The 13717-nt window shown below is 72.8% G+C and carries 12 protein-coding genes; 6 read left to right on the plus strand and 6 right to left on the minus strand.

Features of this window, described 5'->3' with window-relative positions:
• Positions 1-130: 130 nt before the first annotated feature.
• Together ASC60_RS23480 and ASC60_RS23485 are read right to left on the minus strand one after the other, a co-directional pair.
• Positions 131-1027: an SCO1860 family LAETG-anchored protein gene (locus ASC60_RS23480; protein ID WP_055554122.1), complete on the minus strand. Its 897-nt coding sequence runs from the start codon at positions 1025-1027 to the stop codon at positions 131-133.
• 225 nt (positions 1028-1252) lie between these two features.
• The gene (locus tag ASC60_RS23485) at positions 1253-2368 is read right to left on the minus strand and encodes an amidohydrolase family protein (RefSeq protein WP_199831030.1); all 1116 of its coding nucleotides are present in this window, start codon (positions 2366-2368) and stop codon (positions 1253-1255) included.
• A gap of 223 nt (positions 2369-2591) precedes the next feature.
• Between ASC60_RS23485 and ASC60_RS23490 the strand changes: the two genes are divergently transcribed.
• The 6 genes from ASC60_RS23490 (at position 2592) to thpD (ending at position 7614) form a co-directional block, all read left to right on the plus strand.
• The gene (locus ASC60_RS23490; RefSeq protein ID WP_055554126.1) at positions 2592-3218 is read left to right on the plus strand and encodes a SigE family RNA polymerase sigma factor; all 627 of its coding nucleotides are present in this window, start codon (positions 2592-2594) and stop codon (positions 3216-3218) included.
• The gene (locus ASC60_RS40935; protein ID WP_055554128.1) at positions 3218-4012 is read left to right on the plus strand and encodes a hypothetical protein; all 795 of its coding nucleotides are present in this window, start codon (positions 3218-3220) and stop codon (positions 4010-4012) included. Before ASC60_RS23490 ends, ASC60_RS40935 begins: the two co-directional genes overlap by 1 nt.
• A gap of 342 nt (positions 4013-4354) precedes the next feature.
• Positions 4355-4903, plus strand: a complete 549-nt coding sequence (ectA, locus tag ASC60_RS23500) for a diaminobutyrate acetyltransferase (RefSeq protein WP_079038567.1) — start codon at positions 4355-4357, stop codon at positions 4901-4903.
• Positions 4904-5013: 110 nt separating this feature from the next.
• A complete protein-coding gene (gene ectB, locus ASC60_RS23505) occupies positions 5014-6276 on the plus strand; it encodes a diaminobutyrate--2-oxoglutarate transaminase (RefSeq protein ID WP_055554131.1) in 1263 nt (420 codons plus the stop codon).
• 41 nt (positions 6277-6317) lie between these two features.
• Positions 6318-6722 carry an ectoine synthase gene (locus ASC60_RS23510; RefSeq protein ID WP_055554132.1) on the plus strand — a complete coding sequence of 135 codons (405 nt, stop codon included), beginning with the start codon at positions 6318-6320 and terminating at the stop codon, positions 6720-6722.
• A 4-nt stretch (positions 6723-6726) separates the two neighbouring features.
• On the plus strand, positions 6727-7614 hold the full coding sequence (thpD, locus tag ASC60_RS23515; protein ID WP_055554133.1) for an ectoine hydroxylase: 888 nt from the start codon (positions 6727-6729) through the stop codon (positions 7612-7614).
• Between the two features lie 91 nt (positions 7615-7705).
• On the opposite strand, the gene ASC60_RS23520 is transcribed toward thpD, so the two are convergent.
• The 4 genes from ASC60_RS23520 to ASC60_RS23535 all read right to left on the minus strand — a co-directional run bounded on the left by ASC60_RS23520 (position 7706) and on the right by ASC60_RS23535 (position 13669).
• On the minus strand, positions 7706-10369 hold the full coding sequence (locus ASC60_RS23520; RefSeq protein ID WP_055554134.1) for a DUF6493 family protein: 2664 nt from the start codon (positions 10367-10369) through the stop codon (positions 7706-7708).
• Positions 10366-11790 (minus strand): SWIM zinc finger family protein, encoded by a 1425-nt coding sequence (locus tag ASC60_RS23525; RefSeq protein WP_055554135.1) that lies wholly within the window; start codon positions 11788-11790, stop codon positions 10366-10368. The genes ASC60_RS23520 and ASC60_RS23525 overlap by 4 nt, the downstream gene beginning before the upstream one ends.
• A 104-nt stretch (positions 11791-11894) precedes the next feature.
• Positions 11895-12944: an aminotransferase class V-fold PLP-dependent enzyme gene (locus ASC60_RS23530; protein WP_199831031.1), complete on the minus strand. Its 1050-nt coding sequence runs from the start codon at positions 12942-12944 to the stop codon at positions 11895-11897.
• 71 nt (positions 12945-13015) lie between these two features.
• Positions 13016-13669, minus strand: a complete 654-nt coding sequence (locus tag ASC60_RS23535; protein WP_055554138.1) for a DsbA family oxidoreductase — start codon at positions 13667-13669, stop codon at positions 13016-13018.
• Positions 13670-13717: the final 48 nt, after the last annotated feature.

The following is a 13717-nucleotide window of genomic DNA, read 5'->3' on the forward strand; positions in this document are numbered from 1 at the left end:
CGCCACGGGCCCCGGAAGGCCCCTTGGGGGGCCTGCCCGGGCGGGGTGAGCCGCGCCGGGCAGGCCCTGGCCGGTGCCGGGGGCCGGGGTGGGTCGGCCTCCGGCACCGGCTGCTGGGTGGGGTGGTGCCTTACGCATCACCGCGCGTTCCGGCGGCCCGCCGACGGCGGGCCAGGATCACCGCGCCGCCACCGGCGGCGAGCAGCACGGCGCCGCCTGACACCAGGTACGGGGTGGCCGAGCTGCCGCCGGTCTCGGCGAGGTGCTCCGGCTTGGGCTCCGACTTGGTCTGGTTGCCGACCTGCGGCTTCTCCGGCTTGGCCGGGACGCCGGGCGCCTCACAGGTCGCGTGGGCCAGGGTGACCTGGCCCTCGACCTCGGAGACGTTGAGCTTGAGCGGGTTCACCGAGACCTTCAGCGCGAGCGCGGTGGCCGCCGCGGTCCGCGAGGTGGTCGCCGTGCGCGACAGATCCAGGCTCACCTGACCGAGCGAGGGCACGTCGACCTTGGTGGAGGCGCCCGCGGTCAGGGTGGCCTTCTTGCCGAGCACACTGACCGTGCCCAGCACGTTGGAGTCGGCGGTCGGCTTCTTCCCGGCCGCGCACACGGCCTTCGAGGTGACCTGCTCGACCGTGATGAGCGGCACCGAGAGCAGCCCGGGCACGTTCACCTTGGCGTTGACGAGGTTGGAGTAGCCCTCGGACCGGGCCGCGTCCGTGGCGGCGCGGGCCGTGGCCACGTCGGCGCGCAGCACGCTGAAGGGGCGGTCGCCGTTGACACCCGCCACGGTAGCGCTGAGCGCGGTCTTGCTGGCGGTCCGGGGCGCCTGGACCTCGTTCAGCGAGGTCACCAGCGGTGCGGTGACGGTCTTGTTGAGGAGCGAGACGCTCAGGTCGGTACGGAGCACGGCCGCGCTGGCCTTGCCGGCGGTGTTGCCGGTCCGGGCCTGCGCCGTGGCCGCGGGCAGGACGCCCAGGACGGAGACGGCGCAGACGCCGGAGACCGCCACCAGACGGCGGGCGGGCATGCCGAAGAAGGTATTGCGTGAAAAGGACACGTGAGTTGACCCCCACAGGAGACATGGAGCCGCCGGCGCCTGCCGCGGGGGACTCCACGGGCGCCGACGGCCTCGACGACGCCATATTTGCGCACCGAGGGTAAACAGGCAGACACATGAAGACCGTTCATCCCAAAGGGTGTTGTTCGCCGAAGCGTTCGACCGCCTCGTGTCCCCAGGCCCCCTGGACCCCGCTCAGAACACCCGGCCCCGCAGCACCACCCGGCGCGGCGCCGTCAGCACCCGTACGTCGGTCCGCGGATCGGCGTCGTACACCACGAGGTCGGCGGGGGCGCCCTCGGTGATCCCGGGCCGTCCCAGCCAGGCCCGGGCGCCCCAGGTGGCCGCCGACAGCGCGTCCCGCACCGGGATGCCCGCCTTGACCAGCTCGGCGACCTCCTGGCCGACCAGCCCGTGCGCGAGCGAACCGCCCGCGTCGGTGCCGGTGTAGACGGGGATGCCCGCGTCCCAGGCGGCGCGCACCGTGTCGTAGCGCCGCGCGTGCAGCCGCCGCATGTGGTCGGCCCAGCGCGGGAACTTGGCCTCGCCGCTGTCCGCGAGCGTCGGGAAGGTGGCGATGTTGACGAGGGTCGGGACGATGGCGACGCCCCGCTCGGCGAACAGCGGAATGGTGTCCTCGGTCAGCCCGGTCGCGTGCTCGACGCAGTCGATCCCGGCCTCGACCAGCGGGGCCAGGGTCTCTTCGGCGAAGCAGTGCGCCGTGACCCGCGCCCCGAGCCGGTGGGCCTCGGCGATGGCCGCCTCGACCGCTCCGCGCGGCCAGCAGGCGGCGAGGTCGCCGCTGTCCCGGTCGATCCAGTCGCCGACGAGCTTGACCCAGCCGTCGCCGCGGCGCGCCTCGGCCGCCACGTAGGCGACCAGGTCCTCCGGTTCGATCTCGTGCGCGTAGTTGCGGATGTAGCGCTTGGTGCGGGCGATGTGACGGCCCGCCCGGATGATGCGGGGCAGGTCCTCGCGGTCGTCGACCCAGCGGGTGTCGGACGGCGATCCGGCGTCGCGCAGCAGCAGCGCCCCGGCGTCGCGTTCGGTGAGGGCCTGCTTCTCGCTCGTCGCGTCGTCCACCGCGCCGTGGGCGTCCAGGCCGACGTGGCAGTGGGCGTCGACGAGCCCGGGCAGGACCCAGCCGTCCAGCCTCGATACGTCCCGCGCCCCGGCCGGCCGGTCGAAGGTGATCTTTCCGTCGATCACCCACAGTTCGTCCCGCAGTCCGTCTTGGCCGCCCCCGGCGTCCCCGTCCTCCGGGCCGACCAGGATCCGCCCCGTGATGTGCAGCACCGCGCTCTCCCTCATATCACGCACTGTACGAGACGGCGCCGGGGTGCTGACCGGCCAATTCCCGGGAAGCGATAGAGCTCCCCTCGTACAACACAGGGAGCGCTGCTACGCTCACGCAACCCACCGGACGAGGGACAGTGAGGAGGCCCGCGTGAGCGCTCCTACCGATGGCCCGGCAGACGCGGCCGCCGACTTACCGCCAGCGGACCTACGGGCAGCGGACTTACGGACGGCCGGGGTGCGGACGGCCGACGCGCAGGCGGAGTTCCGGGAGTTCTTCGAGCGGCACCATGCCGAGCTGGCCCGCCTCGCCCATCTGCTGCTGGGCAGTTCCGACGGGGCGGACGACCTGACGGCCGACGCGCTGGTCGCGGTCTGGCACCGGTGGGACCGGGTGCGGCTCGCCGAGCATCCGGCCGCGTACGCCCGGGGCGTGGTGGCCAACCTGGCCCGGTCCCGGATCCGCAGCCTGGTGCGCGAGCGGCGGCGGGTGGCGCTGTTCTCCTCGGAGCGCTCGGACCGGGTGGACGATCCGGATGTGTCCGCCATGGTGGATGTGCAGGCCGCGCTGGTGAGGCTGCCGTTCCGGAAGCGGGCGTGTGTGGTGCTGCGGCACGCCTTCGACCTGTCGGAGCGGGACACGGCCCGCACCCTCGGCATCTCGGTGGGCACGGTCAAGAGCCAGACCTCCCGTGGCATCGCCGAGCTGGAGCGGCTGCTCGGCCCTCCGGACGACGACCCCGAGCGGCCCGCGGCGGGGACGCGGGCGCAGGCCCGGCCGGCGGCGCCGTCGGCACAGGAAACGGTGCGGGGGCTCCGCCCCGGCCGCGTGGGTCACGCCGGGCACCCAGGAGGGAACGGTTGATGATCGACCATCGCGACGACCGGCGCGATGTCGCCGCCGAACTGCGCGAGGCCGCCGAGGCGCACCAGCCGGACCGGTCCCGGATGCTGGCCCGGGTCACCGCGGGCATGGCCGCGGACGAGCGGCGACGGCTCCGGCTCCGGCTCCGGCGCGCCCCGGGCCGGCAGTGGGCCCGGGTGGTGGGCCCGGCGGCGGGGCTGGCCGCGGCGGTGGCCGCCGCCGGGATCGCGGTGGTGACCACCGACACCGCCGACGGGCCGCAGACGGTACGGACGTCGAGCGAACCGGCCGGGCCACCCGCGGGCCGGGGCGGCGACACGACGAAGCGGCCGGGCGGCGGCGCGGGGGACGAGGCTGGTCGGCACACGCCGAGCGCCTTTCCCACGACGGTCGGTCCAAACCATCTCGCCGATCCGGCGGTGCGCTCGCAGGGGGCGGTCAACCCCCATTCCAACCCGTACTGGGCGCAGAGTGACATCACGCTCACGACGAGCAAGCCGCTGACGTCGCTGACGGTGGAGCTGCGGGTCGCGGAGAACGGCGGGGTGCGCACCACCGGCTCCTTCAGCACCGTGCACACGGGCGGCCTGGCCACCTCGGTGCGCTCCGAGGACGGGGTGCTGGTCTTCCGCTGGACGCTCCGGAAGGGGGCTACGGTACCGGCGGGCCGCTACGTCTTCGCGGGGCAGTACAACCACACCGAGGGCAGCCGGGACGCCGGACGGGACGGTTACTCCGCCACCGGCCACGGCCCGTCCGGGGCATTCGCCGTCCGCGGCGACTTTCGCCGGTAAGCCCCCGAAGACCCGCCGGAATGAATTCGGGAAGGCCGTAAGATAAATTCGGGGCGTTTTCCAAGCACCTCTTCCCATCTCGTCTTCCCCGGCTTCCGATCTCTAAACGCACTTTTTTTAGTGGCCCAGGACACGGTAATTCGGCGGCATCACGAGCCCGTTACACATATGTGACACACTCCACACCCAGTCCGTTTCACCCCACTAACTCCCCCTCAAATCACCGCTTTTCAGCGATCCGACGCGCGCATGCGCGCCCTCGCGTGATACCACATCGACCCCCCTCTACGTAACCCCTCTCCTCGATGCATTTTTAGATCGCGCTGGGTAAATTGAATTTGCATGACCGCCGCACAAGCAGACCGAGTAGGTGCCCGTAGCGAATTTGATTTGCCAGAGGGGCTGACCCTCGACACACCACGCGTCGAGGATGGAGCCGCGATCTGGCGAATCGCCCGCGACTCCAAGACTCTGGACCTCAACTCCTCCTACAGCTACCTCCTGTGGTGCCGCGACTTCGCGGCGACCTCCGTGGTGGCGCGCGACGCCGAGGGTGGACCGGTCGGCTTCATCACCGGCTACGTCCGCCCCGACCGGCCCGAGACCCTGGTGGTCTGGCAGGTCGCCGTCGACCAGGCGTGGCGCGGCCGCGGACTGGCCGCCACGCTGCTGGACGGGCTGACCGCCCGCGTCACCGCGACGGGCATCCGGGGCATCGAGACCACGATCACCCCGGACAACACCGCGTCGAACCGGCTGTTCACGTCCTTCGCGGAGCGGCACGGGGCGCCCGTCGAGCGCGAGGTGCTCTTCGACGGCGGCCTGTTCCCCGACGGAGGACACGAGCCCGAGGTGCTCTACCGCATCGGCCCGCTCGCGGACCGTGGCTGAGCCCCGGATCCCCTGAGGTCATCCCCGATTCCCGCCCCCGACCCCCTGTACCCCGAGGGCGTACGCCCTTCACCCCCTCACCCCTCGCACTCATCTCCCAGGAGAATGCTGTGACCATCACCCCGCCCGCCCTGAGCGTCTTCGAGGCCCTGGAGTCGGAGGTGCGCAGCTACTGCCGCGGTTGGCCTGCTGTCTTCGACCGCGCGCAGGGCAGCCACATGTACGACGAGGACGGCCACACCTACCTCGACTTCTTCGCCGGAGCCGGGTCGCTCAACTACGGCCACAACAACCCGGTCCTGAAACGGGCGCTGATCGACTACATCGAGCGTGACGGCGTCACGCACGGTCTGGACATGTCGACCACGGCCAAGCGCGCGTTCCTGGAGTCGTTCCAGAACAACATCCTGCGCCCGCGCGACCTGCCGTACAAGGTCATGTTCCCGGGCCCGACGGGCACCAACGCGGTCGAGGCCGCGCTGAAGCTGGCCCGTAAGGTCAAGGGGCGCGAGTCGATCGTCTCGTTCACCAACGCCTTCCACGGCATGTCGCTGGGTTCGCTCGCCGTCACCGGCAACGCCTTCAAGCGGGCCGGCGCGGGCATCCCGCTGGTCCACGGCACCCCGATGCCGTTCGACAACTACTTCGACGGCGCGGTCGAGGACTTCCTGTGGTTCGAGCGGCTGCTCGAGGACCAGGGCTCCGGCCTCAACAAGCCCGCCGCCGTGATCGTCGAGACCGTGCAGGGCGAGGGCGGCATCAACGTCGCGCGCGCCGAGTGGCTGCGCGCCCTGGCCGATCTGTGCGAGCGCCAGGACATGCTGCTGATCGTCGACGACATCCAGATGGGCTGCGGCCGCACCGGTGCCTTCTTCTCCTTCGAGGAGGCGGGCATCACCCCGGACATCGTCACGGTCTCCAAGTCGATCAGCGGTTACGGCCTGCCGCTGGCGCTCACCCTCTTCAAGCCGGAGCTGGACATCTGGGAGCCGGGTGAGCACAACGGCACGTTCCGCGGCAACAACCCCGCGTTCGTGACCGCCGCCGCGACCCTGGACACCTACTGGGCCGACGGCCAGATGGAGAAGCAGACGCTGGCCCGCGGCGAGCAGGTCGAGCAGGGCCTGCGCGCCATCTGCGAGGAGAACTCCGGCACCTCCTTCCGCGGCCGCGGCCTGGTGTGGGGCATGGAGTTCGAGGACAAGCCGCGCGCCTCGGCCGTCTGCAAGCGCGCCTTCGAACTGGGCCTGCTGGTCGAGACCTCCGGTCCGGAGAGCGAGGTCGTCAAGCTGCTGCCCGCGCTGACGATGACGCCCGAAGAGCTGGACGAGGGTCTGCGGATCCTCGCCCGGGCGGTTCGCGAAACCGCCTGAACACCCTACGTAACGTAATAACAGAAAGGCAGCGACTCACCGTGATCGTCCGATCCTTCAAGGACATCGAGGGCACCGAGAGGCATGTAAAGGCCAAATCGGGTACCTGGGAGAGCAAGCGCATCGTGCTCGCACGGGAGAAGGTCGGCTTCTCCCTGCACGAGACCACGCTCTACGCGGGCACCGAGACGTCCATGTGGTACGCCAACCACATCGAAGCGGTCCTCTGCGTCGAGGGGGAGGCCGAGCTCACCAACGACGAGAACGGTGAGAAGCACACCATCACGCCCGGCACCATGTATCTGCTGGATGGACACGAGAAGCACACCATGCGCATCAAAAAGGACTTCCGATGCGTTTGCGTCTTCAACCCGCCGATCACCGGACGGGAGGACCATGATGAGAACGGGGTTTACCCCCTGATCACCGAGACCGAGGAGGCATGATCCGATGACCACGGTCACTGACCTGTACCCGACCCGCGGAACCATCGAGGTGGCCACGCCCCGCGTGGACCCCGTCGTGTGGTCCGAGCCCGGGGCCGAGGGTCCGATGCAGCCGTCCGAGCTGAGCGATTTCGATCGCGATGGCTTTCTGGCGATCGATCAGCTCATCACTCCGGACGAGGTCGCGGTCTACCGCGCCGAGCTGGACCGGCTGATCGTCGACCCGGACGTGCGCGCCGACGAGCGCTCGATCATCGAGCCGAAGTCGAAGGACGTACGGTCGGTGTTCGAGGTGCACCGGATCAGCGAGGTCTTCGCGAACCTGGTGCGCGACCCGCGAGTGGTGGGCCGCGCACGGCAGATCCTCGGTTCGGACGTCTACGTCCACCAGAGCCGGATCAACGTCAAGCCGGGTTTCGGGGCCTCGGGCTTCTACTGGCACTCGGACTTCGAGACCTGGCACGCCGAGGACGGCCTGCCGAACATGCGGACCGTGTCGGTCTCGATCGCGCTCACCGAGAACTTCGACACCAACGGCAGCCTCATGATCATGCCGGGGTCGCACCGTACGTTCCTCGGTTGTGCGGGTGAGACGCCGAAGGACAACTACAAGAAGTCGCTGCAGATGCAGGACGCGGGCACTCCGTCCGACGAGGCGCTGGCCGGCTTCGCCGACAAGCACGGCATCAAGCTGTTCACCGGCAAGGCCGGTTCGGCGACCTGGTTCGACTGCAACTGCATGCACGGCTCGGGTGACAACATCACGCCCTACTCGCGCAGCAACGTCTTCATCGTGTTCAACAGCGTGGAGAACACGGCGGTGGAGCCGTTCGCGGCGCCGGTGCGGCGGCCCGAATTCATCGGGGCACGGGACTTCACGCCGGTGCGGTGAGCCACCGGTCCTCTTGACCGTGGGTGGCCAGGGGGAGGGCGTCTGCCGCCCTCCCCCTGGCCATCTGCGTTTCCGCGCCCCCGCGCCCCTCCTACGCGTCCCCCCGCAGCGCCGCCCTCATCCGCCGCGCCTGCTTGACCGTCTGGGACGAGCCCGGGCGGGCCGCCAGCTCGTCGACCTCGGGTATCGCCCCTCGGGCGCCGGACCGCTCCGCGCACTCCGCCGCCAGCGTGAGGACGGCGGCGGCGCCCTGTGCCGACTCGCCCGCCAGGAATCCGGGGAACGTGCCCGACAGCACCGCCCACACCGTGGCGTACGCGCCGGTGCGCGCCGCCTCCCGCAGCGCCTCCCCGAACCGCTTCGGCTTGAGCCGGCGCAGACCGGTCAGCTCGGCGATGTCCCGGCCGAGCCGTTCCGCGTCGAGTTGTCCGCGAGCGGCGAGCACGAGCATCGCGTCCACCGCGAACATCCGCTCGTCGAAGCGCCGCGCCCCCAGCCCGTACGCCACGAGCAGATGGGTCGCGGGCCCGGCCGGACCGCCCGACTCGGCCAGCGCGGGCAGCACCGGCACGACCTCGCCGAGCTGGTCGAACTCGGCCAGGACCGCGAAGGCCGACAGCATCCGCGCCGCGATGATCTCCCGGTGCCGGGGCAGGAGGGCCAGAGCCCGCGGGGAACACTCCCCGCCGTGCCCGCACACGCAGGGGCTGCCGAGGGGATCGTGCGCGGCCAGCAGGGAGCGGAACGGCTCGGGAAGATCCTCGTGCCCGGGAAGGGCCTCGGTGCGCACGAGCACACCGGGGCGGGGGCTGCGGAGCCTGAGCGGCTCGGTCTCCCGGGAGACGACGGGATCGGGCAGGCCGCCGGAGGTGAGCCAGGCGGCCAGCCGCCGCCCCGCCGGGGAGGTCAGCCCGGCCGCCGCCGCCCGCACCCCGGGCGGCACCTCCCGGTCGAGCCGCAGCAGGGCCAGTTCGAGGTCCGCCCGGCCGGGCTCGGTGCCGGAGCGCTCGTACGCGGCGAGCCGGGCCACCAGCTCCGCCGGATCGATGGCCCCCGTCGACCAGGTGGGCGTGGCCAGCAGGAACGGCAACGGGTCACCGCTGTCCAGCCGCTCCCCGATCTCGGCCGCGCGGCTGAGGCAGACGGACCAGATCGCCGTGTGCGGGCACTGGTGCTCCCCGGACCGGAAGCGGAGGGTGCGCAGGTCCTCCTCGGTGGCCGTCCCCATGACGGACGTGACGACGGCTTCGAGCGCCTGCGCGAAGGCGTGGCCGCTCCCCCACGTGACGAAGTCCCGGCGCTGCGCCACCACCGGGCCCAGCGCGGTGCGCAGGCCCGCCCGGTCGCCGTGGGCGTGCGCCACGAGACTGTTCAGCGCCCGCTCCTCCTGCGCCGGGGTGCCGCCACCGCGCAGCAGCGCGCCGACCTCCTCGGCCAGCTCGGCGAGGCCGAGCGGTGCGGGGTCCAGGCGCTCGGGGCCGGGCACGGGCGGCAGGACGTCGCCCTCCGCGACGGGCGGGTCTGCCGCCTCGGCGGCCACGGCGTCCCCGAGCGCCTCGGCCGCACGGACACGCAGGTCGGAGGGGAGTTGCCGGGCGCGCGCCGCGACCTCGGCGAGGGCGGCGGCACCCGCGTGCCGCCGGTGGCGGACGACCAGGGCGAGGGCCTTGTCCTGGAGGCTGTGCTCCTCGTGCCCGAAGGTTTCGGCGGCCACCGGCAGCAGCTGGTCCGTGAGGGAGCGATCGCGCCTCATCGCCTTGTCGAGCATGGCCAGCTGGGCGCGCACGATCTTCTTCTCGGGCCGGAACAGGGCGGCCCCGGACGCCTCGATCAGGTGCTCGGTCTCCAGGCGGCCCGCCGCGTCGAGGCCGGCCAGCGTCTCCTGGGCCAGGGACGCGACCAGGGGATGGCCGTCGGGCAGCATCCGCACCCAGGTGAGGGTGTGCGCCGTCCGCTCGTCCGCGGTCAGGTCCAGGGCGGTCAGCAGGGCGAGGAAGCCCGTCAGCACACCGGGCCGGCCACCGCGCAGCAGCCGCGACAGACAGCCCTCGACCAGGGTCTCCCGGCTGAGCAGCCCCTCCCGGGCGAGCCCGGCGAGGGCGGCGGCCCAACCGGGGTCGTCCGGCCGGTGGTACGGGAAGTCCGAGCCGACCCCGGGCACTTCGAAGAGCCGGGGGACGACCGCCGTGAGGAACGGGTCGTCCCGGAGCCGTTCCTCGATCGTCATGCCACGGGCCGGGATGCCGCGCAGCCAGCCGAGGACGAAGCCGTCCGTCGTGGGCGGCTCGCAGCCCGCGGCCGACACCAGCCCCGCGATCAGCGGATAGTCCTCCTCCGCCGTACGGCGGTCCGCCAGCCGTCGCGCCACCTCGCCCAGCCACGCGGGGTCACGGCCGCCCATCGCTTCGAGCACCAGCGAGAGATCGCGGTCGCCCTGCCACAGTCCGCTGCCCACGAGCCATCCGGCCGCGGCCGCCGCACCCGTGCAGCATCCGGCCCCGGCGGGCAGCAGCGCCCGGAGCACGGCCAGGTGCCGCTCGCTGCGCCGGGCGAGGTCGTCCCGCGTCTCCTTGCGCCACGCCTTGAGCACCGGCAGACACCTCCGCCGCTCGGCGCCGGTGAGCGCGCCGACCAGCTCGGGGACGTCATCGGCGCGGCCCTCGCGCACCGCGTGCAGCAGCCCGCGCACGCCCTCGGTGGCCCCGTCGGGGATGGCGTACGCGGTGTCGTACGTGTCCTGGGTGGCGTCGCTCATCGGGTGGCTCCGTCGGGGGTGAGGGCCGGGTCCTGGACGGTGCCGGCCGTACGGGGCGCGGCCGTGCGGCGGGCGATGCGGACGGCGAGGGCGTGCTTGCACGGGCCGCGGCCGCCGCGGTATTCGGCCCACCAGCGGCAGGTGCAGCTCAGCCGCCCTCCGGCGGATCTGACCCGGTGGATGTGGTCGTCGACGGTGACGGTGGCGAGGGCGCCGTCGAGGCGCACCGCGCCCGCCTCGACGAGGGCGCGGGCGGCCCGCAGCCGGGGGTTGTCGCGCTCGGCCCGCCCGGTGTCGTACGGCAGTTCCCGATGGAAGTACGCGGCCTCCGCCGTGTCGTAGCCGATGCGCCCGGCCGTGCCGAGGCGGGTGAGCGCCGCCCGTACCCGCCGCGGGGTGAGCCCGGACTGTGCGGCCAGGTCGGCGATGTCGACGGCCGGGTCCCAGGCGAGCAGGACGGACACCAGGTCGGCGTCCTCGGCGGACTCGTCCGACGCCAGGGCGTCGAGGACGCCGCCCTCGCCGGAGAAGCCCCGCGCGGCGTCCGGGGACAGGGTGAGGGTGAGGCGCATCCCCGGGAGCCCGATCTCCCACGCGCCGGCCACCGGGCCGCTGCCCGCCGTGACGGCCGGGCCGTGGATCCGCAGGCCCGTGGCGTGGCGCAGCACCCGGGTCAGCGCGGTCAGCCGCTCCGGCCCCGGCAGGCAGACCGCGCCGGGCACCGGCCGGGTGGTGGCGCGCAGCGAACGGCCCGCGGGGACGACCCAGCGCGCTCCGCGCGACGCGCCCCGGTGGGCACCGGGGCGGGGCAGGGAGCGGAGGAAGCGCACCGCCTCGGCCGCGGGGAGTTCGGCCCGCAGGTCGAATCCGGAGGCGACGACCTGCGTCTCGGCGAAGCCGCGCAGCCAGCGGCCGGGCAGCGGCACCTTCTTCTCCACCACCGGCCCGTCGAAGGTGGTGACGGTCAGCTCGTCGGGCCCGACCTCCAGGCGCAGCGGATCGGCCGCGCCCACCCGGGTGAGGGCGTCCCGGAGCGGGATGTTCACGTCGACGTTGGTGGTGCCGTGACCGATGTCGTCGCCGTCGAGGGCGTCGCCCAGCATGTCGAGGCGCGCGTACACCCCGCAGCAGCCGGAGAACGACTCGAACCTCAGCCGGTCCCCGTTCCCGGTGACGACCGGGTCGAGCGAGAACGGGGGCAGCGGCTGGTAGTAGCGGGCTGCGGCGACGTCCGCGACGCACAGCAGTCCGGCGGCGGCTGCCTGGGGGTGGGTCAGGAAGCCGCGGAAGAAGCGCGGATGGGCTTCCCCGCCGGCGGGGGTGCTGCCGCCGGAGGTCTCCAGGCCGAGGCTGCGCCCCTCCGCCGTGGAGCGCACGGCGGAGGGGCGGAGATAGGCGTAGGTCTGTGCCGTTCGTGTCATGGCTGGGACGCTAAGGCCCGCCACTGACAGCGTTGCGGGTCAGCGGTGGAACATCCGGCCACGGGCCGGGCGGTCGAGGTGTTTCCCCCGTGCTCAAGCCGCGCTCAGACGCCGGGCAGCAGCTCCAGCAGGCGGTCCACGTCGGCGGGGGTGTTGTAGAGGTGGAAGGCGGCGCGCAGGTTCCCGGCGCGCGCCGACACCTGCACGTCCGCCTTGGCCAGCCGGGACGCGGCCTCGCCGAGCCCCGGTACGGAGACGATCGCCGAGCCGGGCGCGGGCAGGCAGGTGTGCCCCAGGCCGGTGGCCCCGGCGCGGAAGCGGTCGGCGAGGGCGCTGTTGTGGGCGTGCACGGCCTCGGTGCCCAGTTCGTGGAGCAGGGCGAGCGAATGGCGGGCCGCGACGTATGCGAAGACGGCCGGAGCCCCGTCGTAGCGCCGCGCCGACCGGGCCAGTTCGGCCACCGGCCCGTAGCAGCTGTCCCACGGCTCCTCCCCCGCGACCCAGCCCGCGAAGACCGGGGTGAGGCCGCCCAGGTCGTCGGGCACGGTGAGGAAGGCGGTGCCGTGCGAGCCCATGAGCCACTTGAAGCCGATGGCCACGGTGAAGTCGTCGGCTCCGGCGCTCACCGGCAGCCATCCGGCGGCCTGGCTGAGGTCGACCAGGGTGCGCGCCCCGTGCGCGCGGGCGGCGTCCCGGATGGCGTCGAGGTCGGCGATCCGGCCGTCAGCCGACTGGACAGCGCTCACCGCGACCAGCGCGGTATCCGGCCGTACCGCGTCCGCCAGCTCCTCCAGCGGCGCGCTGCGCAGCACGAGGTCGCGGCGTACGGCGAAGGGGTTGACCAGGGAGCTGAAGTCGCCCTCGGCGGTGAGGACTTCGGCGCCGGGCGGCAGCGAGGTGGCGATGAGTCCGGCGTATACGGCGACCGAGGCGCCCGTCGCGACCCGCCGTGCCGGTACGCCGGCCAGCCGGGCGTAGGCGGCGCGGGTCTCCTCGACCGATTCGAAGGCCATGTCGGTGACGCGGCCGCCGGCGGCCGCGTCGTCGAGGGCCGCCTTCATGGCGGCCACGGAACGTGCGGGGATCAGACCGCTGGAGGCGGTGTTGAGGTACGTCGTCTGTGGCGCGAACTCGGCGCCCGCCAGGCTCTCCATGACCATCCACTATGGGGCGGGCCCACCCCGGCGTCCATCACACATCTCTGCAGAGTGCCCCCCAGGGATGCTTATGCGTCCTCGCTGACCTGCGACGATTCCCACGCCTGGGTCAGCGCCCGGGTGAAGACCTCGGCCGGCTGTCCGCCGGAGACCCCGAAGCGGCGGTCGAGGACGAAGAAGGGCACGGCGTTCGCTCCCAGCTCCGCGGCCTCGCGCTCGTCGGCCCGTACGGCGTCGGCGTAACGGCTCTCGTCGGCGAGCACCGCGCGCGCCTCCTCGGCGTCGAGCCCGGCGTCGGTGGCGAGGGCGACCAGCGTGGCGGGGTCGAAGACGGAGCGCTCCTCGGCGAAGTGCGCCGTGAGGAGCAGGTCGAGCAGGCGGCCCTGGCGGCCGCGGTCCTTGGCGAGGTGCAGCAGCCGGTGGAGGTCGAAGGTGTTGCCGTGGTCGCGGCCGGGGTGCCAGCCGAGCCCGGCGTCGGCGGCGGCCCGGGCCACGCGTGCCTCCATGGCCTCGGCCTGCTCGCGCGGGACGCCGTACTTCGACGCGAGCATGTCGAGGACCGGGGAGGTCTCGCCGCAGGGGCTGTCCGGGGCCAGCTCGAACGAGCGGTGCACCACCTCGACCTCGTCCCGGTGCTCGAAGGCGGCGAGGCCCTGTTCGAAGTGGGCCTTGCCGATGTAGCACCACGGGCAGGCGATGTCGGACCAGATTTCTACGCGCATGCGGGAATCAACCACCGGAGCCGCGGATTCCTTCCCGCCCCGGATCCG

Source organism: Streptomyces sp. NBRC 110028, assembly GCF_001417735.1.
Classification (GTDB): Bacteria; Actinomycetota; Actinomycetes; order Streptomycetales; family Streptomycetaceae; genus Streptomyces.

Excerpts from the sequence above, each read along its gene's own strand:
- ASC60_RS23525 (WP_055554135.1), bottom strand. The coding sequence starts at position 11,790 with ATGACACGAACGGCACAGACCTACGCCTATCTCCGCCCCTCCGCCGTG.
- thpD (WP_055554133.1), top strand. The coding sequence starts at position 6,727 with ATGACCACGGTCACTGACCTGTACCCGACCCGCGGAACCATCGAGGTG.
- ectA (WP_079038567.1), top strand. The coding sequence starts at position 4,355 with ATGACCGCCGCACAAGCAGACCGAGTAGGTGCCCGTAGCGAATTTGAT.
- ASC60_RS23480 (WP_055554122.1), bottom strand. The coding sequence starts at position 1,027 with ATGCCCGCCCGCCGTCTGGTGGCGGTCTCCGGCGTCTGCGCCGTCTCC.
- ASC60_RS23520 (WP_055554134.1), bottom strand. The coding sequence starts at position 10,369 with ATGAGCGACGCCACCCAGGACACGTACGACACCGCGTACGCCATCCCC.
- ASC60_RS40935 (WP_055554128.1), top strand. The coding sequence starts at position 3,218 with ATGATCGACCATCGCGACGACCGGCGCGATGTCGCCGCCGAACTGCGC.
- ASC60_RS23530 (WP_199831031.1), bottom strand. The coding sequence starts at position 12,944 with ATGGAGAGCCTGGCGGGCGCCGAGTTCGCGCCACAGACGACGTACCTC.
- ASC60_RS23485 (WP_199831030.1), bottom strand. The coding sequence starts at position 2,368 with ATGAGGGAGAGCGCGGTGCTGCACATCACGGGGCGGATCCTGGTCGGC.
- ASC60_RS23535 (WP_055554138.1), bottom strand. The coding sequence starts at position 13,669 with ATGCGCGTAGAAATCTGGTCCGACATCGCCTGCCCGTGGTGCTACATC.